Origin of the sequence: Streptomyces sp. SID5469 (genome assembly GCF_009862865.1) — a bacterium.
GTDB lineage: Bacteria > Actinomycetota > Actinomycetes > Streptomycetales > Streptomycetaceae > Streptomyces > Streptomyces avermitilis.
The window spans coordinates 5,420,323-5,443,118 of the sequence record NZ_WWIN01000001.1; the positions used below are offsets into that span (position 1 = coordinate 5,420,323).

Annotated in this window: 24 protein-coding genes and 1 pseudogene; 16 read left to right on the top strand and 9 right to left on the bottom strand. The window is 71.4% G+C overall.

Annotation, left to right across the window (positions count from 1 at the left end):
• The first annotated feature begins 16 nt into the window (after positions 1-16).
• Both GTY58_RS23185 and GTY58_RS23190 read left to right on the top strand, forming a co-directional pair.
• Positions 17-1,507 carry a hypothetical protein gene (locus tag GTY58_RS23185; RefSeq protein ID WP_107083099.1) on the top strand — a complete coding sequence of 497 codons (1,491 nt, stop codon included), beginning with the start codon at positions 17-19 and terminating at the stop codon, positions 1,505-1,507.
• A gap of 271 nt (positions 1,508-1,778) precedes the next feature.
• A complete protein-coding gene (locus tag GTY58_RS23190) occupies positions 1,779-2,696 on the top strand; it encodes an LAETG motif-containing sortase-dependent surface protein (protein ID WP_037647785.1) in 918 nt (305 codons plus the stop codon).
• Between the two features lie 131 nt (positions 2,697-2,827).
• Here the strand turns inward: GTY58_RS23190 and GTY58_RS23195 are convergent, their stop codons facing one another.
• Positions 2,828-3,565 carry a DUF4142 domain-containing protein gene (locus tag GTY58_RS23195; protein ID WP_010985861.1) on the bottom strand — a complete coding sequence of 246 codons (738 nt, stop codon included), beginning with the start codon at positions 3,563-3,565 and terminating at the stop codon, positions 2,828-2,830.
• A gap of 319 nt (positions 3,566-3,884) precedes the next feature.
• On the opposite strand from GTY58_RS23195, the gene GTY58_RS23200 reads away from it, so the two are divergent.
• The 4 genes from GTY58_RS23200 (at position 3,885) to GTY58_RS23215 (ending at position 7,349) form a co-directional block, all read left to right on the top strand.
• Positions 3,885-4,370 (top strand): universal stress protein, encoded by a 486-nt coding sequence (locus tag GTY58_RS23200; RefSeq protein WP_037647788.1) that lies wholly within the window; start codon positions 3,885-3,887, stop codon positions 4,368-4,370.
• A 242-nt stretch (positions 4,371-4,612) separates the two neighbouring features.
• Complete coding sequence (locus tag GTY58_RS23205) at positions 4,613-5,350, top strand: DUF4232 domain-containing protein (protein ID WP_037647791.1); 738 nt, start codon at positions 4,613-4,615, stop codon at positions 5,348-5,350.
• Between the two features lie 134 nt (positions 5,351-5,484).
• The gene (locus GTY58_RS23210; protein WP_037647794.1) at positions 5,485-6,558 is read left to right on the top strand and encodes a permease; all 1,074 of its coding nucleotides are present in this window, start codon (positions 5,485-5,487) and stop codon (positions 6,556-6,558) included.
• Complete coding sequence (locus GTY58_RS23215) at positions 6,555-7,349, top strand: TIGR03943 family protein (RefSeq protein WP_037647797.1); 795 nt, start codon at positions 6,555-6,557, stop codon at positions 7,347-7,349. Before GTY58_RS23210 ends, GTY58_RS23215 begins: the two co-directional genes overlap by 4 nt.
• A 67-nt stretch (positions 7,350-7,416) precedes the next feature.
• Here the strand turns inward: GTY58_RS23215 and GTY58_RS23220 are convergent, their stop codons facing one another.
• A complete protein-coding gene (locus tag GTY58_RS23220; RefSeq protein ID WP_037647800.1) occupies positions 7,417-8,088 on the bottom strand; it encodes a DUF6445 family protein in 672 nt (223 codons plus the stop codon).
• 180 nt (positions 8,089-8,268) lie between these two features.
• Here GTY58_RS23220 and GTY58_RS23225 point away from each other — a divergent pair, with 180 nt between their 5' ends.
• Positions 8,269-8,841 (top strand): hypothetical protein, encoded by a 573-nt coding sequence (locus tag GTY58_RS23225; RefSeq protein WP_063774017.1) that lies wholly within the window; start codon positions 8,269-8,271, stop codon positions 8,839-8,841.
• 16 nt (positions 8,842-8,857) lie between these two features.
• On the opposite strand, the pseudogene GTY58_RS23230 reads toward GTY58_RS23225, so the two are convergent.
• Positions 8,858-9,944: pseudogene (locus GTY58_RS23230) on the bottom strand (IS630 family transposase).
• Between the two features lie 244 nt (positions 9,945-10,188).
• Here GTY58_RS23230 and GTY58_RS23235 point away from each other — a divergent pair.
• Complete coding sequence (locus tag GTY58_RS23235; protein WP_037649074.1) at positions 10,189-11,058, top strand: Cof-type HAD-IIB family hydrolase; 870 nt, start codon at positions 10,189-10,191, stop codon at positions 11,056-11,058.
• An 81-nt stretch (positions 11,059-11,139) separates the two neighbouring features.
• Here the strand turns inward: GTY58_RS23235 and GTY58_RS23240 are convergent, their stop codons facing one another.
• The 5 genes from GTY58_RS23240 to GTY58_RS23260 all read right to left on the bottom strand — a co-directional run bounded on the left by GTY58_RS23240 (position 11,140) and on the right by GTY58_RS23260 (position 15,060).
• Positions 11,140-11,517 (bottom strand): hypothetical protein, encoded by a 378-nt coding sequence (locus GTY58_RS23240; protein WP_010985870.1) that lies wholly within the window; start codon positions 11,515-11,517, stop codon positions 11,140-11,142.
• A 76-nt stretch (positions 11,518-11,593) separates the two neighbouring features.
• Positions 11,594-13,126 (bottom strand): DEAD/DEAH box helicase, encoded by a 1,533-nt coding sequence (locus GTY58_RS23245; RefSeq protein WP_010985871.1) that lies wholly within the window; start codon positions 13,124-13,126, stop codon positions 11,594-11,596.
• Positions 13,127-13,517: 391 nt separating this feature from the next.
• A complete protein-coding gene (locus tag GTY58_RS23250; RefSeq protein ID WP_010985872.1) occupies positions 13,518-13,721 on the bottom strand; it encodes a cold-shock protein in 204 nt (67 codons plus the stop codon).
• Between the two features lie 360 nt (positions 13,722-14,081).
• Complete coding sequence (locus GTY58_RS23255; RefSeq protein WP_010985873.1) at positions 14,082-14,426, bottom strand: MerR family transcriptional regulator; 345 nt, start codon at positions 14,424-14,426, stop codon at positions 14,082-14,084.
• Between the two features lie 451 nt (positions 14,427-14,877).
• Positions 14,878-15,060: a hypothetical protein gene (locus GTY58_RS23260; protein ID WP_010985874.1), complete on the bottom strand. Its 183-nt coding sequence runs from the start codon at positions 15,058-15,060 to the stop codon at positions 14,878-14,880.
• 177 nt (positions 15,061-15,237) lie between these two features.
• On the opposite strand from GTY58_RS23260, the gene GTY58_RS41700 reads away from it, so the two are divergent.
• The 7 genes from GTY58_RS41700 to GTY58_RS23295 all read left to right on the top strand — a co-directional run bounded on the left by GTY58_RS41700 (position 15,238) and on the right by GTY58_RS23295 (position 20,637).
• Complete coding sequence (locus tag GTY58_RS41700; protein WP_306292864.1) at positions 15,238-15,633, top strand: hypothetical protein; 396 nt, start codon at positions 15,238-15,240, stop codon at positions 15,631-15,633.
• Positions 15,634-15,713: 80 nt separating this feature from the next.
• A complete protein-coding gene (locus tag GTY58_RS23270) occupies positions 15,714-16,139 on the top strand; it encodes a DUF5994 family protein (protein WP_010985876.1) in 426 nt (141 codons plus the stop codon).
• 63 nt (positions 16,140-16,202) lie between these two features.
• On the top strand, positions 16,203-17,168 hold the full coding sequence (gene bla / locus GTY58_RS23275) for a class A beta-lactamase (protein WP_010985877.1): 966 nt from the start codon (positions 16,203-16,205) through the stop codon (positions 17,166-17,168).
• A 56-nt stretch (positions 17,169-17,224) separates the two neighbouring features.
• The gene (locus GTY58_RS23280; RefSeq protein WP_037649076.1) at positions 17,225-18,352 is read left to right on the top strand and encodes a histidine kinase; all 1,128 of its coding nucleotides are present in this window, start codon (positions 17,225-17,227) and stop codon (positions 18,350-18,352) included.
• Positions 18,349-18,999: a response regulator transcription factor gene (locus GTY58_RS23285; protein WP_010985879.1), complete on the top strand. Its 651-nt coding sequence runs from the start codon at positions 18,349-18,351 to the stop codon at positions 18,997-18,999. The genes GTY58_RS23280 and GTY58_RS23285 overlap by 4 nt, the downstream gene beginning before the upstream one ends.
• A gap of 113 nt (positions 19,000-19,112) precedes the next feature.
• Positions 19,113-20,279, top strand: a complete 1,167-nt coding sequence (locus GTY58_RS23290; protein WP_010985880.1) for a serine hydrolase domain-containing protein — start codon at positions 19,113-19,115, stop codon at positions 20,277-20,279.
• Between the two features lie 55 nt (positions 20,280-20,334).
• Positions 20,335-20,637, top strand: a complete 303-nt coding sequence (locus GTY58_RS23295; protein ID WP_037649170.1) for a hypothetical protein — start codon at positions 20,335-20,337, stop codon at positions 20,635-20,637.
• An 11-nt stretch (positions 20,638-20,648) separates the two neighbouring features.
• On the opposite strand, the gene GTY58_RS23300 is transcribed toward GTY58_RS23295, so the two are convergent.
• Entirely contained in the window at positions 20,649-21,758 is a 1,110-nt protein-coding gene (locus GTY58_RS23300; protein WP_010985882.1) for a DUF1152 domain-containing protein, read from the bottom strand.
• Positions 21,759-22,296: 538 nt separating this feature from the next.
• Between GTY58_RS23300 and GTY58_RS23305 the strand changes: the two genes are divergently transcribed.
• Entirely contained in the window at positions 22,297-22,626 is a 330-nt protein-coding gene (locus tag GTY58_RS23305) for a hypothetical protein (protein ID WP_010985883.1), read from the top strand.
• The last annotated feature ends 170 nt before the right edge of the window (positions 22,627-22,796 follow it).

Here is a 22,796-nt window from a genome sequence, read left to right on the forward strand (position 1 = left end):
CCCTATTCTTCCCGTCATGAACGAGCCGTCGCAGTCATATCCCGCGGGCCGCCTCGCCGTTGAACGGGCCGGTGGTCCGCCGGGCCTGTCCCCGAACACGACCCAGGACGCCGTCGTCGTGGTGCCCGGCATCATGGGCAGCGAGTTGTACGACACGGAGAAGGACGCCGTGATCTGGGGCCTGTCCCCCGGTCTGCTGCTGAAGGCGTGGACGACGCCCGCCGGACTGGGCGCGCTGCACCTCACCCCCGACGAACGGGAGGGGCGGCTGGGCCGGGTACGGCCGTCGCGGCTGCTGAGAACCGCCGGCTGGGCCCCCGTCCTCAAGGGCCAGGAGCCGTACACCGAGCTGGTCAGGACCGTCACCAGGAGCGTGGCCGCCCCGGAGGCGGTCCTCGAGTTCCCGTACGACTGGCGGCTGTCGGTGGCCACGAACGCCCGCTTCCTCGCGCAGGCCGCGCGCGAGCACCTGGAGCGGTGGCGCCGGCACCCCGCGCACACCGCGGCCCGCAGGCACCGGGTGGACGAGCGGGAGGGCCGGCTCGTCTTCGTCGCGCACTCCATGGGCGGGCTGCTGACCCTCGCCGCGCTGAGCACCGGGCCCGACGGCGACCTCGCGGGGGACACCCGTGGGGTGCTCACGCTCGGCACGCCGTTCCAGGGTGCGGTCGCCGCGGCCGTCATCCTCAACACCGGCCGGGGCGCGCCGGTTCCGCTTCCGCGCGGCAGGCTCAGGAGTCTCGCGGTGACCATGCCGGGACTGCACGATCTGCTGCCGACGTACCCCTGTGTGGCCGAGGGCGCGGACATCCGGGCGCTCAGCCCGGTGGACGTCGCGGACCTGGGCGGCGACAAGGATCTCGCCGTCCGGTCGGAGGCGTTCCACGAGGGTCTGCGCGGCCGTACGCTGCCCGGCCACCGTGCCGTCGTCGGGATCAGCCAGCCGACGATGCAGTCCCTGACGCTGCGGCAGGGCGTCGTCACCGCCTACGAGCACTGCTACCGGTACCACCGTGACGGCACGTTGCTGACGGACGGCGGCACCCCGCGCCGCTTCGACGTCGCGGGTGACGGAACGGTGCACAAGGAGTCGGCCTCCCTGACCCGGGGCGCCGTCCCGTTCGCCCTCCAGCACGGCACGCTGGCCAAGGGGGAGGCCGCGATGGAGGCGGTCACCTCGTTCCTGGCGGAGGACGAGCACCTGGGGCCCACGCAGGCGGCCGCGGGGATGGGACTGACGGTGCCGGACTTCGTCACCCCCGGCGCCGACTGGACGCTCCGCGTGCACGGTGCGGACAGTCCGGCGGGCCTGGAGTGCACGGTCGAGGAGGTGGGCACGGGGTCCGCCGTCCCGGTGCGCGCGGCCCTGTACGCCGACGAGGACGAGCTCGCGGCGCGGGTCTCGGTGCCCGCGAGCGGCCTCTACCGCGTGACCCTGGACTCGGGCGACCGCACGCCCCTCACCCAGCTCGTCCTCGCGGGCCCGGACGATCTCGTCGCCGACTGATCAGGGTCGAGGGCCGCCAGGAACGTACCGGCGGCCCTCGACGGAGCAGATGATTCCCCATGTGGTCGAAATGTGATGGCCCGTGAAGTCCTCCTGTATTCAACGAGGTTGACAGTCCCCGCGGGGTGATCGAATATGTGCTCACGCTGTGACTCATGTGACCAGTGAGTCCGGTGTTTCTCTTCGACCACTCATCCCCGGTACGGCCCCCGGTGGCTTCGCGCTGCCCGCCGCCGTCGACCGGGACCCGGCACATGAAGATGGGGTCTGCATGTCCATTGCGAGACGGGTCACCGTAAGCCGCCTGCTGGGGACAGGCGCCGCGGCGCTCACCCTCACCGCCGTCGCGTGCGGCTCGGCCTGGGCCACGGATACGCCCGGCGGCGACGGCTGGGACAACTCCCACCGCGGCTACACGTCCGGGCAGGGCCCCGGCACGGTGACCGAGACCGACCGCTGCCAGTTCTCCCTGGACGGCACCGTCTTCACCGACTCGGTGCGGGTCGACGACCAGAACCTGAAGCCGACCGAGGACGGCAAGGTCCACATCAAGGTGCGGGCGGCCGAGGACGCGACGAGCTGCACGGCCTCGCTGGCCGCGTACCGGGCCCACGGCGCGACCTTCGCGACCTCCGGCGTCCAGGTCTTCCACGACTTCGACTCGGTGACGGTGAAGCGGGGCGAGACCGACTCGCTGGACATCTCGGTGCCGGACGCGGGCTGCTTCGCGCAGATAGACCTGTACCGGGGCAAGGTCAAGTTCGACGGCGAGCTGGATGCCAAGGACGGCTTCGAGCACGGTGACGTGCCCAAGGGTCCGGACCGTCCGGTCATCAAGGACAAGCTGATCGCGGCGTGGAACGGCGGCGCGAAGGACTGCACCGCCCAGCCGCCGAGCACCCCGGAGTCGAAGCCGCCGGCCACGACGCCCCCGGCGTCCACGCCGTCCGCCTCGACCCCGCCGAAGGCGTCGACTCCCAAGCCCTCGACGACGCCCCCGTCCGACGAGAAGTCCAGCACCCCGCCGGCGGCCACCCCGAACGGCGGCTCGTCCACCCCGCCCGGTGACCTCGCCGAGACGGGTGGCGGCAACACCCTGCCGCTCGCGGCCGGTGCCGCGGCCCTCCTGGCGGTAGGCGCGGGAATCGTCGTGGCCGGCCGCCGCCGTACGGCGAAGTCCCGCTCCTGACCGACCCCGTCCCCATGCAGGGCCCGGCGCTCTTCCCCTGTGTATGAGAGCGCCGGGCCCGTTCTTCATGTCCGGTGCCGGGCCGCTTCGCCGTCATGTGCCGGCTCTGTGCCCGGGGAACGCGGTGCTGGTCACCCCACCGTCGGAGACGGGGTCGTGGCGGGCGGGGGCGTGAAGCCCGCGGGCGGGGAGAGGACGACCGTCGGTTCTCCCGGCTGGGGAGCGGGCGGGGTGTGGTTGCTCTTGGCGTCCTTCGGCGGGGTCGTCTCCTGGAAGAGGACCGAGTCGAAGTCGACCAGGCCGGTCTGCTCCATGACCGTGATGTGGTCGAGGACCGTGTCGTTGGCCTGGTCGGCCAGCTGGCGGACCAGCGTGTTCTTGGTGGTGGCCCGGATGTTCGCGATGGCCGGGAAGATCTGGCCGTGGGTCACCCGAAGGATGTTGGCGAGGTCGGAGTCGAACTGCTTGCCGCTGTCCGAGGTCAGCGTCGCCACAAAGCCCTGTTGCTGCGGAGACGCCTGATTGGGCAGGGTGATGTTCAGCTGCTGGGCGATCTTCAGGCAGCTCTTGTCCAGATTGACGTGCCCGTTGATGAGGTGCTGCCCGGCGGTGCGGACGGACGCGATGGTGCCCTTCTTCACGGCCAGTTCACCGGCGGGGAACTCCCACAGCCCCGCCGCGCGCACCTTGACCACGAAGTCGCGGTCGGCCTCGGTCAGCGGCCCGGACTCGGTGTTGGCGATCACGCGCGACGGGGAGCTGGACGTGTTCTGAATCCCGAGCATGCTGGGGTAGGCGAGCGCCGACAGTGTCAGCATCAGGGCGCCACCGACGAAGAGGGTTCCCGCCGCGTTCCGTGAAATGCCCATGGCACCTCCTGGTAGGGGCCACCCGCTCGGGAGCGGGATGCCGTGTCTGACTGCGTGGTGGATCCGCACGGAGCGGTCCGACGTCCGGAGGTACGGCCGGGACGCGGGTGAAGAATCTTTGGAGCAGGCAAAATCCGTGCCGCGGGAAGTGTCCTGGGTCACATGGAGCGGCACGCGGCACGCGGTACGCGGTACGCAGCACGAGGCCCGTCGGCCCGCCACATGCGGGCCACATGCCCGCCACTGGTTGCCCCGCGCCCGGCGGAACGGCACCGTGGAGTGCGCTGTTGGTACCGGGACACTTCGGAGGCCGTCGCCCATGAGCGTGATCGCCTGGATCGTCGAGGGAACCTGGCCCGCCTGCGTGGACGCGGCCCGGCGGTACGCGCCCGAACCGGCCGGCCTCGATCTGCTGTACGTCGGCGGCGGCGACGTACCCGGCATCGCGCACGGCGCCTTCGCCGGACTGCTCGGCCGCGGCCACCCCGAGCGCGACCCCGGCACCCGGCTCGAGGACCTCGGCGCCGCCTCGGCCGCCCGGCTCCTGGACGCGGCCGAGGAACGGCTCGGGCGCCCGTGCGGGCGGATGGAGCGGTACGGGCGCGTCGAGCGGGAGGTCGTGGCCGCCGCCGAGGGCGCGGAGCTGCTGATCGTGGCCCGTGACGGTGACCGTGCCCGGCTCGGCCCGCACAGCCTCGGCCCGGCGAGCCGGTTCGTCGTCGACCATGCCCCGTGCCCGGTGCTTCTGGTCTGGCCGGCCCCGGCGCCCGGCCTGGGGACGATCCCGCCACCGCCGCATCCCTGACGCGCTTTCCCGACGCGCTTCCCTGACACGCTTCCCCCGTCCCGGAGGCCGGCCGGCGTCCCGGAACGGCATTCCAGGGAAGGGGTGTTCCCGCAGGTCAAACGCATTTTTTCCGTTCGAGCGTCCCGTGTCCTCCGAAGATCGTTGCGCGGGTTGCGGCGGGCTCCGCAAGCTGTGACCTGTCAGCGGATCCGGGTCGGCCGGATCTCGTGGAACAGACCTGTGAACGGGGAAGAACACCCATGCGCAAGCACCGCATCCGCACCGTCACCCTGGCCGCCGCCGCACTCGTGGCCGCCCTGTCGCTCACCGCCTGCAACGGCTCCGACGACGCCTCCGGGGCCTCCTCGGCGGGCTCCTCCACCGGCGCCCCGGCGAAGGGCACCGACACGAACGGCACGGCGACCGGCGGTACCGGCGGTACCGGCAGCACGGGGAACAAGGGGACGGGGAACGGCGGTTCGTCGTCGGGCTCCGCCGACTCCGACGACTCCAAGTCCTCTTCGTCCTCTTCGTCGTCGTCCTCTTCGTCCTCGTCCTCCGGCGGCAGCGGCGACAAGAGCGGCTACGGGCAGAGTTGCGGGACCAACGACCTCACCTGGAGCTCCCGTTCGGAGTCGCAGGCCGGCGGTTACATCCTGGTCATGGCGAAAGCCAAGGCGGGCATCACCTGCGTCCTCTCCGGCGATCTGCCGGTCGTGGCGTTCGGCTCCGACGGCACCGAGGCGAGCAACGCCGAGCAGGTGGCCGGCGATCCGGTGACGCTGAGCGGATCCACGGTCGCGTACGCCGGTGTGAACCCGAAGACCACGAACAACGACTACGGCAAGGAACTGACCAGCATCATCGTCAGTGCCAGCAACGACGACCCGAACCCCGTCTCCCTGAAGACCGGCGCCATCATCGTCGACAGGCCGATCGTCACGAACTGGCACACCTCCGCCGCGGACGCCGTCCCCGGCGACGGCACCGACGGCTGACGCCCCGCCCCGCGCCCCCCCGCACCCGTACCCGGGCCGACAGGGGGCTCCTGCGGCGCGTGCGCGTGGCGGTGCCGGGGGTGGCGTACCGGTCCCCGTATGTTCGATCCGAACATCCGACAATCGGAGCGAGCATGCAGAAAACGGATGAAATGGCCGAGGTGGTGGAAGTGTCGGCCGTGACCGTGCCGGCGCCCGGCGGAGCACCGGGGCGGCCCGCGACCCGCCGTCCGCGCACCGCCCGGTTCACGGCGATCGGCCTCTCGCTGGCCGCACTCGCCGTGGCCGCCGCCCTCACCGGCATCGGCCCACGGTGGCTCGACGCCCCGGCCGTCGGGGCCTGGCGCACCGTCTGCCTCGCCATCACCATCCAGGCGCTGCCCTTCCTGCTGCTCGGCACGGTGCTGTCCGGTGCGATCAACGCGTTCGTACCGGCGCAGGTGTTCACCAGGGTGCTGCCCAAGCGACCCGTGCTCGCCGTCCCCGTCGCCAGTGCCGCGGGTGTCGTCCTGCCGGGCTGCGAGTGCGCGTCGGTGCCGGTCGCGAACAGCCTGATCGGCCGGGGCGTCACCCCGGCCGCCGCCTTCGCGTTCCTCCTCTCCGCCCCCGCGGTCAATCCCGTGGTCCTGACCGCCACGGCCGTCGCGTTTCCCGGCAGCCCGGCGATGGTGCTGGCCCGGCTGCTCGCCTCGCTCGTCACCGCCGCGGTGATGGGCTGGCTGTGGCTCTGGCTGGGGCGCGAGGAGTGGCTGCGCGCCGCCGTCCGGCACACCGGACACCGGCCGGGGCACAGTCGCCGGACCGAGTTCCGCCTCGGTTTCCAGCACGACTTCCTGCACGCGGGCGGCTTCCTCGTCCTGGGAGCCATGGCCGCGGCCACCTTCAACGTCGCGGTGCCGCGCTCGGTCCTGGACACGTTCTCCGGCTCGCCCTGGCTCTCCGTGCTCTTCCTGGCCGGGCTGGCCGTCGTCCTCGCGGTCTGCTCCGAGGCCGACGCGTTCGTCGCCGCCTCGCTCACCGGGTTCTCGCCCACCGCGCGGCTCACGTTCATGGTGGTCGGCCCGATGGTCGACCTGAAGCTGATCGCCCTTCAGGCGGGCACCTTCGGACGGGCCTTCGCCGTCCGCTTCAGCGCCGCCACCACCGTCGTGGCGGTCGGGTGCAGCGTGCTGGTCGGCGGCGCGCTGGTCGGGGGTGGTCTGCTGTGAAGCGCCCCGCACAGGTGCTGCTGCTGGTCCTCAGCGGCCTCGGTCTGCTGCACGCCTCGCTCTTCAGCGACCTCTGCCTGCGCTACGTCAAGGAGGGCGTACGCCCCCTGCTGATCGCCTCCGGCGCGCTGCTCCTCGTCCTGGGCCTGGCGGCAGCGGCGTTCGACGGCAGACGCGCCGACGGCCGACACGCCCGCGACCAGGCACACGAGGGCCTCGAGCGCGAGCACGAGGGCCACGGGCACGAGTACGGGGGCCACGGGCACGACCACTCCGCCGCGCCCCGCATCGCCTGGCTGCTGTTCCTGCCCGCGCTGAGCCTGCTCTTCTTCGCGCCGCCCGCCCTCGGCGCGTACACCGCGTCGCGCGCGGGCGACCAGAGCGCGGTGGTGCAGGAGCAGAAGCGCTTCGACCCGCTGCCCGCGACCTCGCCCCTGCCGATGACCCTCACGGACTTCACCGCCCGGGTGCGGCAGGACCGCGAGCGGAGCATCAAGGGGCGGGACGTCCGTATGACCGGGTTCGTCACGCCCGGCAGACAGGGCGGCGGCTGGTACCTGACCCGGATCATCTTCACCTGCTGCGCCGCGGACTCGCAGTCCGTCAAGGTCCGCATGTACGGCACCGCCGCGCTGCCGGCCAACACCTGGGTGTCCGTCACCGGCACCTGGCACCCCCGGGGAGCGCTGGGCACGAGGTCCGCCGAGGCGGCCCTGGACGTCCGGCGGACGACCAGGATCTCCCCGCCGGTCAACGCGTACACGGACGATCTTCCGCTCACACCGTCCTGACCGGCGTCCGGGGCCCGGCGTCCCGCGTCCGGGGCCCGGCCGGCATCCGGCACGGGAGCCGTGAGGCTCAGGCCATCCAGAAGAAGACGGCCGTCATGCGCTTCTCCTCCAGGTCGACGCCCCAGTAACCGGTGGCGCTGTGCATCATGTTGGCCGTGTAGAGCAGCAGCCGGTTGTAGCGCTGCGGCACGCGTACGTCCTCGACGAAGGCGTCGGGCGAGACGTACCGCGTGCCCAGCGCTTCGACCAGATTGGTGTGCGGCGCCGTCACCATGTTCCCGCCGAGGACACCCCCCGGCAGGCTCTGCCGGTAGAAGCTCGTGCCGCAGTCCTTGGGGACGTTCGGGCTGAGATACAGCACCGCGGCATATCGGCACAGCGCCCGCGAATCCGTGTGCGGGCGTACCTCGCCCTCGTCCCTGCCGACGACCTGAACGCAGTTGTGGTTGAGGGTGCCGCCGCCGGGGGCCGCTTCCTGCCAGAGTCTCCGAGCGCCGGTCGCCTTCTTCACCAGCCGCTCCACGCGGGCGAGTTCGCCCGGTTCGAGGCCGGGCATCGTCCGCAGGCCCGGCCAGCTCTCGGGCTTGTAGGGATGGCCTTCGGTCCATTCGTCCTTGGCGAGACAACGGGCCCGCACAGCGTCCACGTCCGGCAGGACGTCGTCGATGATCCAGTAGTCGCGCCCCCGGGTGGGTTTGCGATAGGGGAGAACCGGCAGTTGTGGGGGGCGAGACGGCATGCCGCCGAACTTACGACCGCATGGGCAAGCGATTTCCCCGCGCCTGGTCAATGTTCTGCCTGGTTGGTCAACCGGAGCTCAAAACCGGGCACCGCGGCGGTCCCGGCCGGTGGCTGGGGCCGGTCGGGGAGGGAGACTGGAGGCACACCGGCCGGGCCGAAGGCTTTCACGGAGGCTTTGATGCGCGTCACCGCACTGCCGTACGTCGATGAGCACACGATGGTCGTGGCGGCGGAGGCCGAGGACGTCTGGCGGGGTCTTGGCGCCACTTTGGACCGGTCCTTCTCGGGTCCCGGCGCGGCCGGCTACGCGCGGCTCGTCGGATGCGCCGACCGTACGGCGGGCGGGCCGCGGCCGCTCGCGGAGGGCTCGACGCTTCCCGGGTTCCGGGTGGCCGCCGCCGCTCCGGGGCGGGAGCTGGTACTGATGGGACGGCACCGTTTCTCGTCGTACGCCCTGATCTTCCGTCTCGAAGCGGCCGGTCCCGGCCGGACGCGGGTGCGTGCCGAGAGCCGGGCCGCGTTTCCCGGCCCGGCGGGCGCCCTCTACCGGTGGCTCGTCATCGCGACGGGCGGACACGTGGCCGGGATGCGGCGCCTGCTGTCGGGGGTGCGCCGCCGGTCCGAGCAGGGCGACGGGAGCCTTGGCGGCACCGAAGAGGCAGCCCGCTCCCGAAGGCGGGGCGCGGCCCGCCGCACCATGGGCACCCATGGGCGGCCGACGCCCATCCGCCCGGAGATCACGGAGCACTGATGCCGTGCCCGGCCACCTAGTGAGCTGGTTCGGAGATGCGTGAGCAGTAACGGCAGATCCGGTCGAGGATCTGGTCGGCGGTCTTGGTCCACTTGAACGGCCGGGCCTCCTCGTTCCAGACCTTGATCCATTCCTCAAGCGCGGCCTTGAGGCTGTCCAGCGAGCAGAACACTCCGCGCTCCAGGCAGCGCCGCTCTAATTCGGCGAACCACCGCTCGACCTGATTGATCCACGACGAGTACGTGGGGGTGAAATGCAGGCGGAACCGGGGATGCGCGAGCAGCCACTTGTGCACCACCGGTGCCTTGTGGGCGGAGAGGTTGTCGCAGATCACGTGGACCGCCAGGCCGGGCTCGGTCTGGCGGTCGATCTCGTCGAGGAAGTCCCGGAAGTCCACGGCCCGGTGCTGCGCGGACAGCTTCGTGATCACCCTGCCCGTCGCGGTGTTCAGGGCGGCGAACAGATCGACCGTGCCATGCCGGACGTAGTCGAAGCTGCGCCGCTCGGGCACTCCGGGCAGCATCGGCAGCACCGGTGCCGTCCGTTCCAGAGCCTGGATCTGCGGCTTCTCGTCCACCGCGAACACCGCAGCGTTGGCCGGCGGGGCGAGGTAGAGGCCGACGACATCACGGATCTTGTCGATCAGAAGCGGGTCCGGAGAGATCTTGAAGGTCTCGGTCCGCCATGGCTGCAAGCCGAAGGCGTGCCAGATCCGCAGCACGCTCGCCGGGGAGATCCCCACGGCCCTGGCCAGCTCCCGCTTCGACCAGTGCGTCGCGCCCTTGGGGGTTTCCTCCAGCGCGCGCACCACCACCTCCTCCACCTGGGCATCGGTGATGGTGCGCGGCACCCCCGGGCGCGGCTCGTCGGCCAGCCCGTCCAACCGGTCGCGCAGGAATCTCGCCCGCCACTTGGTCACCGTGCCCCGGTTGACGCCCATCCGCGCGGCCAACCGCGGTGTTACTGCCGCCGTCCGCGCAGGCCAGCACAATCCGTGCCCGTAACGCCAGGCCCTGAGCAGTCGTCCGGCGCCGGGCCCATCCCTGCAACATCCGCCGCTCGGCATCGGATAACACCAGCGGCGCAAGCCTGCTGTCGCCCATCCCCACAGCAGACCGCAAACCACCAGCCCCGTCACCGACCAAGCCCCGATCCGAAACGGAACACGACTCAAGTGGCGACGGCAGAACTCAAAACCAGCTCACTAGACTGAGCCGCTCAGACGCGGGGAAGCCCGCCGGCCTCGTACGGTCCCGCCGTGGGGGCCGCCGCCAGGTGCACTACGTCGACGCCTACGAACAGCCGACCGCACCCAGCGCTCCCGCAGGCCCCGCACAGGAACGGAACATGTCCACTTCTCCCTCCGCCCCCGCCGCACCGCACCCCCACCCGGGCGCGCCCGACATCAGGCTCATAGTCACCGACATGGACGGCACGCTGCTGGACGGCGCCGGCCGGCTCCCCGCCGCCCTGTGGTCCGTACTGGCCGAACTGCGCAGCCGTGGCGTGCTGTTCAGCCCCGCGAGCGGCCGCCAGTACGCCACGCTGGCACGGCAGTTCGCGGACGCGGGTCAGGGCATGGTGTTCATCGCGGAGAACGGCACGTACGTCGTGCGCGACGGCGTGGAGCTCAGTTCCGATCCGCTGGACAGCGCCGTCGCCGCCCGGGTCGTGGGGGCGACGCGGCAGCTCGTGGCGGACGGCGCGGACGTGGGTGCCGTGGTCTGCGGGAAGAAGTCGGCGTACGTCGAGCGGACCGATGCGGCGTTCCTCGCCGAGGCGCGCAAGTACTACGCCCTGCTCCGTACCGTCCCGGACGTGACCGCCGTCGAGGACGAGATCATCAAGGTGGCGGTCTTCGACTTCGGGCCGGCGGAGCGTACGACCGCGCCCGCCCTGAAGCCGTTCGCGGCGACCCACCAGGTCGTCGTCTCCGGTGAGCACTGGGTCGACATCATGAACCTCACGGCCGACAAGGGCGCGGCGATCCGCCGCCTCCAGCAGGACCTGGGCATCACACCCGCCCAGACGATGGTGTTCGGCGACTACCTCAACGACCTCGGGATGCTCGACACCGCCGAGTGGTCCTTCGCCATGGCCAACGCCCATCCGGACGTCCTGCGCCGGGCCCGCCACATGGCCCCGTCCCACACGGAGAACGGCGTCCTGCGCACGATCACCGACCTGCTGCGCCTGCCGCCGCTCGACGGCCGCTGATGTGACGAGCGCGGCCCTGCCCCACCGGGGCAGGGCCGCGCTTCGTTTCCTTCTGTCCGCCACCGGTCCGGCGGCGCGGGCTCACTGGTCCGAGTAGCCGATGTCCCCGATGGTCCAGGCGCTCACGTCCGCCAGGGCGACGCGGTACATGCCGCCGGTGTCGGGGATGCCGAAGCTCCCCTGGAGGATCCGTGCGACGTGGAAGTGGAGGTGCGTGGGCCGGGCACCGCTCCGCGGCGGTTCACCGCCTCTGCCGGACGCGGTGAACACGGCGGAGAAGAACCCGAGCTTCTCGGAGTCCCGCAGCACTTCCGCCACGCGCTCTTTCCACATGGTCTCGGGGGCCAGCCGTCCGGTGATGACGGCTCCGGGGACCACCACGGTGAGGGACATCTGACTGCTTTGCTCCGACTCGACCAGGGCGGCGATGTCGACGAGCAGATCATCAGGGTGCGACATGGATCAGGAGCCTACCGCCAGCGGCGTGGCGGTGGGCATCCGGAACCTCCCGTGGCGGGTCCGGGCGTGACGTCGTTCAGCGGCTGCTTCGCCCCTTGGCGGAGGAGGAAGAGGGGGCGGAGGAGCGGCGGCGGGCCTGGGCGGGGCGGCCACGGCGTCCACGGCTGGAGGATCCCGAGCGCTCGGGGCGTTCGGCGGGCGGGGGCGTCAGGGTGACGGGCACGCCCGAGGGCGCCTGGGCCCCGGTGATGCGGCTCAGCTCGGCCTCGCCCGAGCGGACCTGGGTGGTCTGCGGGGTGATGCCGGCGTCGGCCATCAGGCGGGTCATCTCGCGGCGCTGGTGGGGCAGGACCAGGGTGACGACGGTGCCGGACTCGCCGGCGCGGGCGGTACGGCCGCCGCGGTGCAGGTAGTCCTTGTGGTCGCTCGGCGGGTCGACGTTGACGACGAGGTCGAGGTTGTCGACGTGGATGCCGCGGGCGGCGACGTTGGTGGCCACCAGGACCGTGACGTGGCCGTCCTTGAACTGGGCGAGGGTCCGGGTGCGCTGCGACTGGGACTTGCCGCCGTGCAGGGCCGAGGCGCGGACACCGACGGACAGCAGGTTCTTGGTCAGCCGGTCCACCGCGTGCTTGGTGTCCAGGAACATGATCACTCGTCCGTCGCGGGCGGCGATCTCCGTGGTGGTGGCGTGCTTGTCGGTGTCGTGCACGTGCAGCAGGTGGTGCTCCATCGTGGTGACGGCGCCCGCGGACGGGTCGACCGAGTGGACCACGGGGTCGTGCAGGTAGCGGCGGACCAGGAGGTCGACGTTGCGGTCCAGGGTGGCCGAGAACAGCATCCGCTGGCCGTCGGGGCGCACCTGGTCGAGCAGGGCGGTCACCTGCGGCATGAAGCCCATGTCGGCCATCTGGTCGGCTTCGTCCAGGACGGTGATGGCGACGCGGTCCAGCCGGCAGTCGTCCCGGTCGATGAGGTCCTTGAGCCGTCCGGGTGTCGCGACGACGACCTCGGCCCCACCGCGCAGGGCGCTCGCCTGGCGGCCGATCGACAGCCCGCCGACCACCGTGGTGAGCCGCAGGCGCAGCGCGCGGGCGTAGGGGGTGAGCGCGTCGGTGACCTGCTGGGCCAGTTCGCGGGTGGGTACGAGGACGAGTCCCAGCGGCTGCCGGGGCTCGGCCCGCTGTCCGTCCAGGCGGGCGAGCAGGGCGAGCCCGAAGGCGAGGGTCTTGCCCGAGCCCGTGCGCCCGCGGCCCAGGACGTCCCGGCCGGCCAGCGAGTTCGGCAGCGTCGCGGCCTGGATCGGGAACGGCTCGGTCACGCCTTCGGCGCCGAGCGCGGTCAGCAGGCGCTCGGGCATGTCGAGAGCGGCGAACGCCTCGACCGCCGGCAGGGCCGGGGTGAGGGTGACCGGCAGTGCGAATTCCCCGCCGGTCGCGGCGGGACGGCCTCCGCGGCCGTTCCGTCCGGACTTGGCCGAGCGGGAGGGGGCGCCTTGGCGGCCACCCGTTCCCTGCGAGCGGAAGCGGTTGCCCCGGGCGGAGCCGCCGGAGCCCGCGTCCGTACGGGAGCGGCCGGAGCCATTGTTCGTGCGAGCTGTGCGGTTCATGCGGAACCTTCCTCGATGCGGCACGTATCGAGGAATTCCGTCCAGCGGCGAAAGGCCGCATGAGGATTCGCAAGACTGAGCCGAAGTAAAAAAGCGAAACTGATCCGGGCCGGGAGTGGTGGTCCGGTTCGCCATGACAGGAGCGCCGCGCTGCGCGTTGATCAAAGAGCGGCGGGCGGTTGTTCGGGCGCGAGGGGCGGGGCGGGATTCCGTCCGGCCGGGGATGTGGTGCGGTCCGGCCGTCGGACGAGCAGTCGAGCTTGTCGTTCGCTCACTGCCCGCGCAGCCGGCCCGGACTCACTCGGGGTGAGTCGACGGCGCGCGGAAAAAGCAATGAGCCGGGGCTCGCACCCCAAGAGTGCGGGCCCCGGCCATGTAGTACGCGTCAGCGTCAGGCGGGAACGATGTTCTCGGCCTGCGGGCCCTTCTGGCCCTGCGTGACGTCGAAGTTCACCTTCTGGCCCTCCTGAAGCTCGCGGAAGCCGGAGGTGGCGATGTTCGAGTAGTGGGCGAACACGTCAGCGCCGCCACCGTCCTGCTCGATGAAGCCAAAACCCTTTTCCGCGTTGAACCACTTCACGGTGCCAGATGCCATATTGAATCTCCCTTAGGGGCAGTGCCCGGAGTCCGCACCTTGCAGACCCGGAGTCGCCGCGATGATTACGCCCGGAAAGCTTCCGGAAAGATCCGGAAACAAAAAGAGTGCCCGTCGACGAAGGTCGGAGAGCACTCAAAGTCTCTGGTAACCAAAACTGCAACTGTTATCACGGTAGCACAGGTCGAGGTGGCGGCTCCGGGTGTCTGTGGGGTGTCTGGGTGCTCCGATCCGCCCGGTGCCTGGAATCTCACGGCGCACCGCATGCATTTCTTCAGTAGCCGCACTAGATATCTGGCCCCGGCGGGCGCACGCCATCCCAGGCGCGGGTGGGTGCGATCGCCGCTCGTGCCGTGTCGTTCAGGAGCTTTCGTCCGCGGTGGGCTGGTCGCTGCTTCGGCGCATTTCCTCGTTCAGGCGCAGGGCGTCTTCGAGCTGGTCCTCGAGGATGATGATGCGGCAGGCGGCCTCGACCGGGGTGCCCTGGTCGACGAGTTCGCGGGCGCGGGCGGCGATGCGCAGCTGGTAGCGGGAGTAGCGGCGGTGGCCGCCTTCCGAACGCAGCGGAGTGATGAGCCTGGCATCGCCGAGGGCGCGGAGGAAGGCGGGGGTGGTGCCGAGGATGGCGGCGGCCCGCCCCATGGTGTAGGCGGGGTAGTCGTCGTCGTCGAGGCTGTCGACGACGGGAGAGTTCTCAGCGGGCATAGCACCTTCGTTTCGGGGACGCATCGAGGGGCCCGGGTACGCTTTGGCACCCGGGCCCCGAAGGGTTCAACACCATCTACCGGCCTGTCACAGCGCCGGCCTTCTGTTTCCGCAACGACGCCCGAAGGGGCGGGGATGCGGGGATCGCGAATGCGTGACCGGGGACCACCTTCCGTTCTGGGGCCTGCGGTACCCGGGTGGACACTGCCTCACCCGGGCGATCCTGATGGCGTTCGCTCCTATCTTCCGGGGCAATCTGGCGTTCTGTGCGCGGCCGCCGGGGCCGCGTTCTGCTGGACCTGCACGCGGGGCAGTTCGTGTCTGCCCCGCCCACTCGATGTCTGGCTACAGCAGAAACCCTAACGCCATCGAGATCCAATGTCTACTCTCGCCATGGCAGATTTTGCGCAGGCCTGGAAGGAGGAATCCTCCACGGCCTGACCTCGTCCGCTCAGCGTTCGTTGTGCGTGGTGCGGCTCCGGCGACGGCGCGCCGGGAAGCGGCCGCGGCCTCCGTCGCGATGGTCGTGCCGCTCGCCGGCGCCCGCCGTCCCGGGCTGGTCCTGCCGTGCGGCCGCTGGGGCCGTGCCGTGACCGTCCCGGCGGTCGGGCAGGAGGCTGCTGTAGGTGCGCACGGCGATCCTTTCGGCGTGCTGGGCGTTGAGTCGGTCGATCGCGCCGGAACGGCTGTTACGGGCGCAGGAGTACGGTGAGGGCTACCGAGGGCATGTCGTATGCCGGCTTCCGCGCCGGTCTCGTCCTCAGTCGCGCAGCAGACACGGGCCGCTCCGGTCCGGGGCAGGTTCCGCCCTATGACATCCGAAGCCACGTACCGCCCGGACCGTGCCGAGGCCGACGACCGCCCCGAAGCCCACGACCGTCCCGAGGCCGAAGACCGTTCCCGGACCGAAGACCGTCCCCACGCTGTGGACCGTCCCCAGGGTGTGGACGGGCAGCCGGACAAGCAGGGCAGGGTGGAGGTCCGGCTCGTCTCCGAGGACCCCGCAGCGGCCCGGCGCGTCGCGGACGCGCTCCGGCTGCTCTTCTCCGGGGGCGAGCAGCGGAGTTATCCCGCGGGCGTCACGGGGACGGGTGCGCGGCTGCATCTCACGCTCGACGCCTCGCGGGCCGCGGGGCCGCTCCGCTCCTGGCTCGACAGCAGCAGGCCGCCCGCCGACCGGACGCACCAGGGCGAGACCGCCTCCTGACCGTCCCCGCACCTGATCCAGGTCGCAGCCCCTGACCCTGGCCGCACTGTTCTCCACCTCACCACGGCTCAGGAGTTCTGATGACACTGGCCCCGCCGTCGCCCGGCCCCTCCCCGACCGCTGTGCCCGGCACCTGCCCGACCGCTGTCCGCGTGCGGCTCGCGGTGCAGCCTCCGCATGGCCGGCAGGCCCGGCGCATCGACGGCGCCTGGTGGCCCCGCTCGTACGACCTGATGTCCGAACTCCCCGTGCTGCTCGGCGGATTGCCGCAGGTCTGGGGCCAGATCAGTAGCGTCGTCGTGAACGGCGGGGAGTGGTCCGCGCCGCCCGGCCGGATGCTCGTCGCCGACCACGTCGTACGTGTGCGCCGGACGGACTTGCCGCAGGCCCCGCCCACCGCCTGCCTGCTCGCGCCGGGCCGCGGCCGGTGGGACCTGCTGGTGGTGCCGCCCGGCGCGTCGGAGGCGCAGGCGCGGCAGCTCATGGCCGACGCTTCCGGATTCTGATGTTGGACGGAGGCGACGGACGCCTGTTCTCCTGAGGCCATGACCGACGACATGACCGACGACATGGCTGGCGACACGGCTGGCGACACGACGTGGACCGCGCCGGGACCCGGCCGTCGCGCGGTACTGACCCTCGGCGCGGGGACGATGCTCGCCGCCGCCCTGTCCCGGGGCGGGAGGGCCTACGCCGCGACCCCCGGTGGAGGGGCGTCCGGGGCGCGGTCCGAACGGTTGTACGGGCGGCTGAGGGAACTCGAACGGGAGCATTCCGCCCGTCTGGGCGTGTTCGCCCGCGACATGGCCACGGGCAGAACCCTGCTGTACCGCGCGGACGAACGGTTCCCGGTCTGCTCCGTCTTCAAGACCCTGGCGGCCGCGGCCGTGCTGCGGGACCTCGATCACGACGGCGAGTTCCTCGCCCGGCGCATCCGGTACACGGAGCAGTACGTCAAGGACTCCGGCTACGGCCCGGTCACCGGCAGGGCCGAGAACCTCGCGGCCGGTATGACCGTCGCGGAACTGTGCGCCGCCGCCGTCAGCGACAGTGACAACGCGGCGGGCAACCTTCTCCTGCGCGAACTCGGCGGCCCCACGGCCATCACCGGCTTCTGCCGTTCGATCGGCGACGGGAGGACCCGGCTCGACCGGTGGGAACCCGACCTGAACTCGGCGGAGCCGTGGCGTGACACCGACACCACCAGCCCCCGCGCCATCGGAAAGACGTACGCGCGCCTCATCCTCGGTGACGTCCTCCCGCCCCAGGACCGGACCCGGCTGACGAACTGGCTGATCGCCAACACCACCAACACCGCGCGTTTCCGGGCCGGCCTTCCGGCGGACTGGATCCTGGCGGACAAGACGGGCGGCGGGAACAGTTACGGGGTCGCCAACGACGTGGGTGTCGTATGGCCTCCAAACCGGTCACCGATCGTCATGACCGTCCTGACGACCAAACACGCGGCTGCCGGACCCAGCGACAGCCCGCTGGTGGCGAGGACCGCCGAGCTGCTGGCGGCGGAACTCACCTGACCCGTGACCACCCTGGCGACGGACGTGGCCCGGTGCGCCTGACAGGGTGTCGGGCCATGGAACACCTCTTACGGCGGCTGAAGACCGCCAGCCCCTGGGTCGTGGACGCGGGGATCACGCTGCTGGTACAGATCGCGGTGACGATGCCGTTCGTCATCCCGCGCGGCCCCGAGCTGCCCGCGGCCACCTGGCCGGCGTACGGGCTCACCGCGCTGGGTGTGCTGCCCCTGCTGTGGCGCCGCCGGGCTCCGGTCGCGGTGCTCACCGCGATCTCCGGCGTCCAGATGCTGTACATAGCGACGCTGGACGGGCCGGGCCAGCCCCTGCCGTACGCGGCCCTGATCGCCGTGTACACGATCGCCGTCCTCTCCCCCCGGCGGCGGCGCCTGGCCGTCCTCACGGTGTCCGGCCCGCTGATCTTCATCGGCGTGCGGATGAACACCGGGGACGTACGTGAGCTGCTCTTCTCGCTCTTCTGCTTCTGCGGCGCCTACGCGCTCGGCCGCAGCCAGTTGCGCGCCACACGGGTCGAGGCCGACCAGGCCGCCGCCCGCGAACGGGCCCGCATCGCGCGGGAGATGCACGACGTGCTGTCGCACTCGGTGGCCCTGATGGTCGTCCAGGCCGAGGCCGGCCCCGTGTCGGTGCGTACGGCGCCCGAGCGGGCGGAGGCCGCGTTCGACGCCATCGCCGGGACCGGCAGGGACGCCATGACGCAGCTGCGCCGGATGCTCGGCGTGCTGCGTGAGGACGGCTCCGGCCCGCGCCGGCCGCAGCCGGTCCTCGCGGAACTGGCCGCGCTGGTGCGGCGCGTGTCGGACAGCGGTGTCCCCGTCGCGTACGCCACCACGGGCGAGGTACGTCCGCTGCCGCCGGACATCGAGACCACGGCCTTCCGGGTGGTCCAGGAGGCGCTGACCAACGCGGTCAAGCACGCCGCCCCCAGCCGGATCACCGCCCGTCTGGACTACGGCCCGCGCTCCCTGACCATCACCGTGACGGACGACGGCCGCGGACCGGCGACCGGGGGCGGCGGCACCCCGGGACACGGCCTGATCGGTGTGCGCGAGCGCGCCGCGGCCCACGGCGGCACGGCCCGCACCGGCCCGGGGCCGGGCGGCCGGGGCTTCGAGGTCGAGGTCGCGCTTCCTCTCGTAGGATCTGCCCCGGGGGTGGCACAGTGACGATCAGTGTGGTGATCGCCGACGACCAGGAACTGGTGCGCAGCGGCTTCGCGATGATCCTGGACGCCCAGCCCGACATCGAGGTCGTCGGCGAGGCGGGCGACGGCGCGGCCGCCGTGGCGGCCGTCCGCCGGACCTCCCCCGACGTCGCTCTGCTCGACATCCGCATGCCGGGCACGGACGGGATCGAGGCCTGCCGCCAGATGTGCTCCTCGTCCGGGGTGCGCGCCATCATGCTCACCACCTTCGACGCCGACGAGTACGTGTACGAGGCGCTGCACGCCGGGGCGAGCGGTTTCCTGCTCAAGGACGTGCGCCGCGACGACCTGGTGCACGCCGTGCGGGTGGTGGCGGCCGGCGAGTCGCTGGTCGCCCCCTCGGTGGCCCGGCGGCTGATCGCCGACTACACCCGTCGCGGGCGCAGGACCGCACCCGTCTCCGGCAGGCTGGACGTGCTGACCGCCCGGGAGCGGGAGACCTTGCTGCATCTGGCGCACGGACTGTCCAACGCCGAGATCGCGGCCGCGATGGTGGTCAGCGAGCACACCGTCAAGACGCATGTCGGCAACGTGCTGTCGAAGCTCGCCCTGCGGGACCGCGTCCAGGCGGTCATCTGCGCCTACGAGACGGGGCTGGTCAGCATCTGACTCCCCCGTAGGAGGGATGCCGGAGTTCGCTCCTTCCGGCGATCCGCCGCGCGCCCCCGGACCACAGGATGGGAGTCGTCGCAGCAACCAACTCCCCTTCTGGAGCAGCAGAGATGAACTCCTCCACCCGTATCGCCCTGTGCGCCGCACTGGCCTTCGCGGTCGTCACCGGGCCCGCCGCGTCAGCCTTCGCCGACGCCGGATCACCAGCGGCGGGCACCTCCGCCCGCGCCACCCAGGGTGCCGGGTCCCTGAACAGCACCGCCCTGCGGCAGGCCCTCGCCGGCCTTCCGGACGACGACGCGACAGCCGCCGTCGTCCGGGTGGCCGGCCAGGACGGCACCTGGCGCGGCGTCGGCGGCGTCCACGACACGGAGACCGGCCGCGAGGCGATCGCCGACGGGCGGTTCCGCGCGGGCAGCGTGACCAAGGTCTTCACGGCCGCTGTCGTCCTCCAGCTGGTGGCCGAGCACCGGGTCGGCCTGGACCGGCCGGTCCAGGACTACCTGAAGGGCCTGTTCCCGGCGGACCGGCCGCCGATCACCGTCGCCCAGCTCCTCAACCACACCAGCGGCATCCAGCCCGCCGACGGCGCCGGGGACTCCTTCGCCGACCAGTACGCGCACCGCTTCGACAGCACCACTCCGCGGCAGCTGGTCGCCTCCGCCCTCTCCAAGCCACTGGAGTTCACCCCGGGCACGCAGCAGGACTACCTCAACATCAACTACACCGTCCTCGGCCTGCTCATCGAGAAGGTGACCGGTACCAGCTACGAGCACCAGGTGCAGCGCCGCATCCTCGACCCGCTGCACCTGCGCGACACGTATTTCCCCGGCGACGACATCCGCATCCGCGGCGCCCACAACCACGGCTACCAGGCCACCGCCGACGGGCTCGTCGACGTGACGGAGTGGAACGCCTCGGCCGGGTGGGCCGCCGGGAACATCATCTCCAGCACCGCCGACCTGGAACGCTTCACCACCGCCCTGTTCGGCGGCAAGATCGTGCCGAGGGCTCAGTTCCGGCACATGCTGGAGGTTCCCGCGGGGATCCCGGGCGCCGTCCAGACCATGGGCATGAGCCGTATGGTGCTGCCCGACGGCACCGTGACGTACGGCAAGACCGGGGAGCGCTACGGCTACGCGACCGGCATCGGGGCGATCCTCGACGACCACGGGCGCATCCGGCGCACCCTCGTCTACTCGGTCAACTCCACCGACGCCAAGTCCAAGAACGGCAACGCCCGTGTTCTGCCGATCGTGCAGGCCTGGATGTCCTGAACCGGCCCTCGCCCCCAGGTCGTGGACCTCGCGAGTGCCCTGCTTGGATCAGGCCATGACTTCTGTGGGCTCACCGGACGGGACGCGAGACGCGGCGGAACTCGCGGTCTGGTTCGGCGGGGTGTCCGTGGCGTGCTGGTTCTGCTGCCCGTTCTGGACGCTCGTCTGCTTTCTCGCGCTGCCGACGGGACTGGCCGGTCTCGTGCGGGCCCGCGTCGAGTACCGGGCGTCCACGCAGGGCCGGGCGAGCAGGCCGCGAGCCGTGGCGGGAGGGGTGCTGTCCCTGCTGGGGTCAGTGGCGGCGGTCGCCTACCTGATCTTCCTCGGCACCCACCCGGACCTGCCCGCCCAGGGGTAGCGGTCCGTAGGTCACGCCGCGGTCGTTCGGGCTTCGGCTGTGATGCGCCACAGCGGTGCCTCGTACTGTTCCGGGCGGCTGTTGATCAGCAGGTGACGGAGGCCGTCGCGTTGTGAGCCGTCGAGGCCGAGGGTCTCGGTGATGTGGCGGAACGTCGTGTGGGTGGCTCCGCGGCTTCGGGCCGCGGCCTCGAACCGGCCCAGCTCGGCCAGGACCGCCTCGGGGGCCGGCTTCGCCGACGGCCGTTCGCCGAGCCGTGCCGCCTGGTCGCGCTCGTGGTCGATCTCCGAGCAGCCGCGGATTTCGCGGCTGTGCGCCTCGACCTCGTCGAGGCTCTCGGTCTCCATGATGGCGCGGGCCAGCCGGTTGCGGCCGACGGCCTCGTCCACGTCGACCTCATGGAGAGTCGGGCCTTCGTCCGTGAGCGGTACCGGCGGTCCGGCGTCGCGTACTTCGCAGGCGCCCCGTACCCCGCGGGCCGTGGCCGCGAGCATTCCGGCGGCGTCGGACGGGTGCCACTCCAGGACCGAGCCGATCGGCTCGACGTCCTTTGCCGTGAGCGTGCGGACCAGGGGGCCGAGGAGGCCACGCAGGTCGTCGAGCGGAAGTTCGCCGTCCAGTCCCGGGCCCGCGACCAGGAGTCGGACGGGTGCGTTCACCTGGCAGCACGCGGCGAGTGTCAGGGCGTCCGCGAGGGGGCTCCGCAGTGTCGGCTCGTCGCCTCGGGCGAGGATGTCGCCGCCCACGTCCAGGAGATCGATCGACTCCGGTGCGAAGTGGCTCACCAGCTCCTCGAGTTGGCGGGTGATGCCCTCGGCGCCGTGGTGCGGGTCGATCAGCGCGAAGGTGTGCGGGAGCTGCGCCGCCAGGCGCGGGAGGGTGGAGCCCGCCGGTGCGATCGGGCGGGCGCCGGCCGGCACCGCCCGGACCGCCGGGGTGATCGCTTCGAGGCCGGTGAACTGGTCCGGGCCTCGCGGGCCCGGAACCGGGTCGATCGGCAGGCGGTCCCACGCGTACGTGAGGATCACCGCCCGGTCCCCGTCGCCGTAGAGGGCGGCGTCGACCGTTGCGGCCGCGACCGCGTCGCCCCCTCCCCCTGCTGCGACGATCAACCTCGTCATGCAATCAGCCTACGGCGTCCGGGGCTGACCAGCGAGGGTTGCCCCCGGTCCGCCGACCGCGTCCCCGGTGACATGATCCCCAGGTCACGTACGGACCTGCTGATCACGCGCGGCCCAGGTCAGCGCGAGGACGACAACTCCCCGTGCGCTGATCGCGAGTTCAGCGGATCACGCGTCGACCGACCCGGAACAGCCATGTCACTCCTCATGGTGGGGGGAAGAGCCGACGCCATCGAAGCCCACGATCCTGACAACACCCGGTCAGAAGGCTGACAGAAGACCGATGTGGCCGGAACACGACGATCCGGTCCATGAGATGCCAGGGGACAAACCGGACGATACGATAAAAGCAGCCGCGTCACATCTCACGGGAAACGCCCCGGCGAAAAACGGGACGTACGGCCCATGTGGGGTGATGTGCGCACCGCGTGACGGCGCGAGGCTTTCCCGTATCGGTGTCCTGTGCGGCCGATGCCGCAGGTGACGGCGTCGTCACGCCTCACCGGCCGCACCGGTAGCGCCCAAGGAAGGTAGAACGATGAACCGGACACGTCGTCTCGCAGCACTCACGTTCCTGGTCGTCCCCGCGCTCGGGCTGGGCCCCGCGGCTGCCGCGTACGCGTCGACCACCACCGCACCCGGTGCCGCGTCCCGCGCGACGTGCCACGTCGAAAGGGAGTCGAACGGCAAGTACCACCTCTGGGGTGTGGGATTCACCGGCGGCCAGAAGGTGACCTACTCGGGGTCCGCCTCGGGCACTGTCTCTACGGACAAGTCGGGAAGGTTCGACATCGGCGGTCTCAGCGGGAGCAAGTGGGTCGTCAAGACAGGGAAGACGACACTCACCTGCGCCAAGGTCAAGCACTGAGCATTCGTCGCAGATCCGGCCACATCCCGGAAACAACGCACCCCCAGGTCATCGACCTGGGGGTTTCGCATGTGCTCGTCCGCTCTTTGTCCGCTCTCAAGGGGACCCCTGTGGGCACGACGCCCCCACAAGCGGTGCGGGAACGAATTTCTTCCTCAACAGGCAACCCG

Excerpts from the sequence above, each read along its gene's own strand:
- GTY58_RS23305 (WP_010985883.1), top strand. The coding sequence starts at position 22,297 with ATGAACCGGACACGTCGTCTCGCAGCACTCACGTTCCTGGTCGTCCCC.
- GTY58_RS23295 (WP_037649170.1), top strand. The coding sequence starts at position 20,335 with ATGACTTCTGTGGGCTCACCGGACGGGACGCGAGACGCGGCGGAACTC.
- GTY58_RS23270 (WP_010985876.1), top strand. The coding sequence starts at position 15,714 with ATGACACTGGCCCCGCCGTCGCCCGGCCCCTCCCCGACCGCTGTGCCC.
- GTY58_RS23210 (WP_037647794.1), top strand. The coding sequence starts at position 5,485 with ATGCAGAAAACGGATGAAATGGCCGAGGTGGTGGAAGTGTCGGCCGTG.
- GTY58_RS23190 (WP_037647785.1), top strand. The coding sequence starts at position 1,779 with ATGTCCATTGCGAGACGGGTCACCGTAAGCCGCCTGCTGGGGACAGGC.
- GTY58_RS23220 (WP_037647800.1), bottom strand. The coding sequence starts at position 8,088 with ATGCCGTCTCGCCCCCCACAACTGCCGGTTCTCCCCTATCGCAAACCC.
- GTY58_RS23185 (WP_107083099.1), top strand. The coding sequence starts at position 17 with ATGAACGAGCCGTCGCAGTCATATCCCGCGGGCCGCCTCGCCGTTGAA.
- GTY58_RS23250 (WP_010985872.1), bottom strand. The coding sequence starts at position 13,721 with ATGGCATCTGGCACCGTGAAGTGGTTCAACGCGGAAAAGGGTTTTGGC.
- GTY58_RS23200 (WP_037647788.1), top strand. The coding sequence starts at position 3,885 with ATGAGCGTGATCGCCTGGATCGTCGAGGGAACCTGGCCCGCCTGCGTG.
- GTY58_RS23300 (WP_010985882.1), bottom strand. The coding sequence starts at position 21,758 with ATGACGAGGTTGATCGTCGCAGCAGGGGGAGGGGGCGACGCGGTCGCG.
- GTY58_RS23290 (WP_010985880.1), top strand. The coding sequence starts at position 19,113 with ATGAACTCCTCCACCCGTATCGCCCTGTGCGCCGCACTGGCCTTCGCG.
- GTY58_RS23255 (WP_010985873.1), bottom strand. The coding sequence starts at position 14,426 with ATGCCCGCTGAGAACTCTCCCGTCGTCGACAGCCTCGACGACGACGAC.
- GTY58_RS23235 (WP_037649074.1), top strand. The coding sequence starts at position 10,189 with ATGTCCACTTCTCCCTCCGCCCCCGCCGCACCGCACCCCCACCCGGGC.
- bla (WP_010985877.1), top strand. The coding sequence starts at position 16,203 with ATGGCTGGCGACACGGCTGGCGACACGACGTGGACCGCGCCGGGACCC.
- GTY58_RS23225 (WP_063774017.1), top strand. The coding sequence starts at position 8,269 with ATGCGCGTCACCGCACTGCCGTACGTCGATGAGCACACGATGGTCGTG.
- GTY58_RS23245 (WP_010985871.1), bottom strand. The coding sequence starts at position 13,126 with ATGAACCGCACAGCTCGCACGAACAATGGCTCCGGCCGCTCCCGTACG.
- GTY58_RS23280 (WP_037649076.1), top strand. The coding sequence starts at position 17,225 with ATGGAACACCTCTTACGGCGGCTGAAGACCGCCAGCCCCTGGGTCGTG.
- GTY58_RS41700 (WP_306292864.1), top strand. The coding sequence starts at position 15,238 with ATGACATCCGAAGCCACGTACCGCCCGGACCGTGCCGAGGCCGACGAC.
- GTY58_RS23240 (WP_010985870.1), bottom strand. The coding sequence starts at position 11,517 with ATGTCGCACCCTGATGATCTGCTCGTCGACATCGCCGCCCTGGTCGAG.
- GTY58_RS23195 (WP_010985861.1), bottom strand. The coding sequence starts at position 3,565 with ATGGGCATTTCACGGAACGCGGCGGGAACCCTCTTCGTCGGTGGCGCC.
- GTY58_RS23205 (WP_037647791.1), top strand. The coding sequence starts at position 4,613 with ATGCGCAAGCACCGCATCCGCACCGTCACCCTGGCCGCCGCCGCACTC.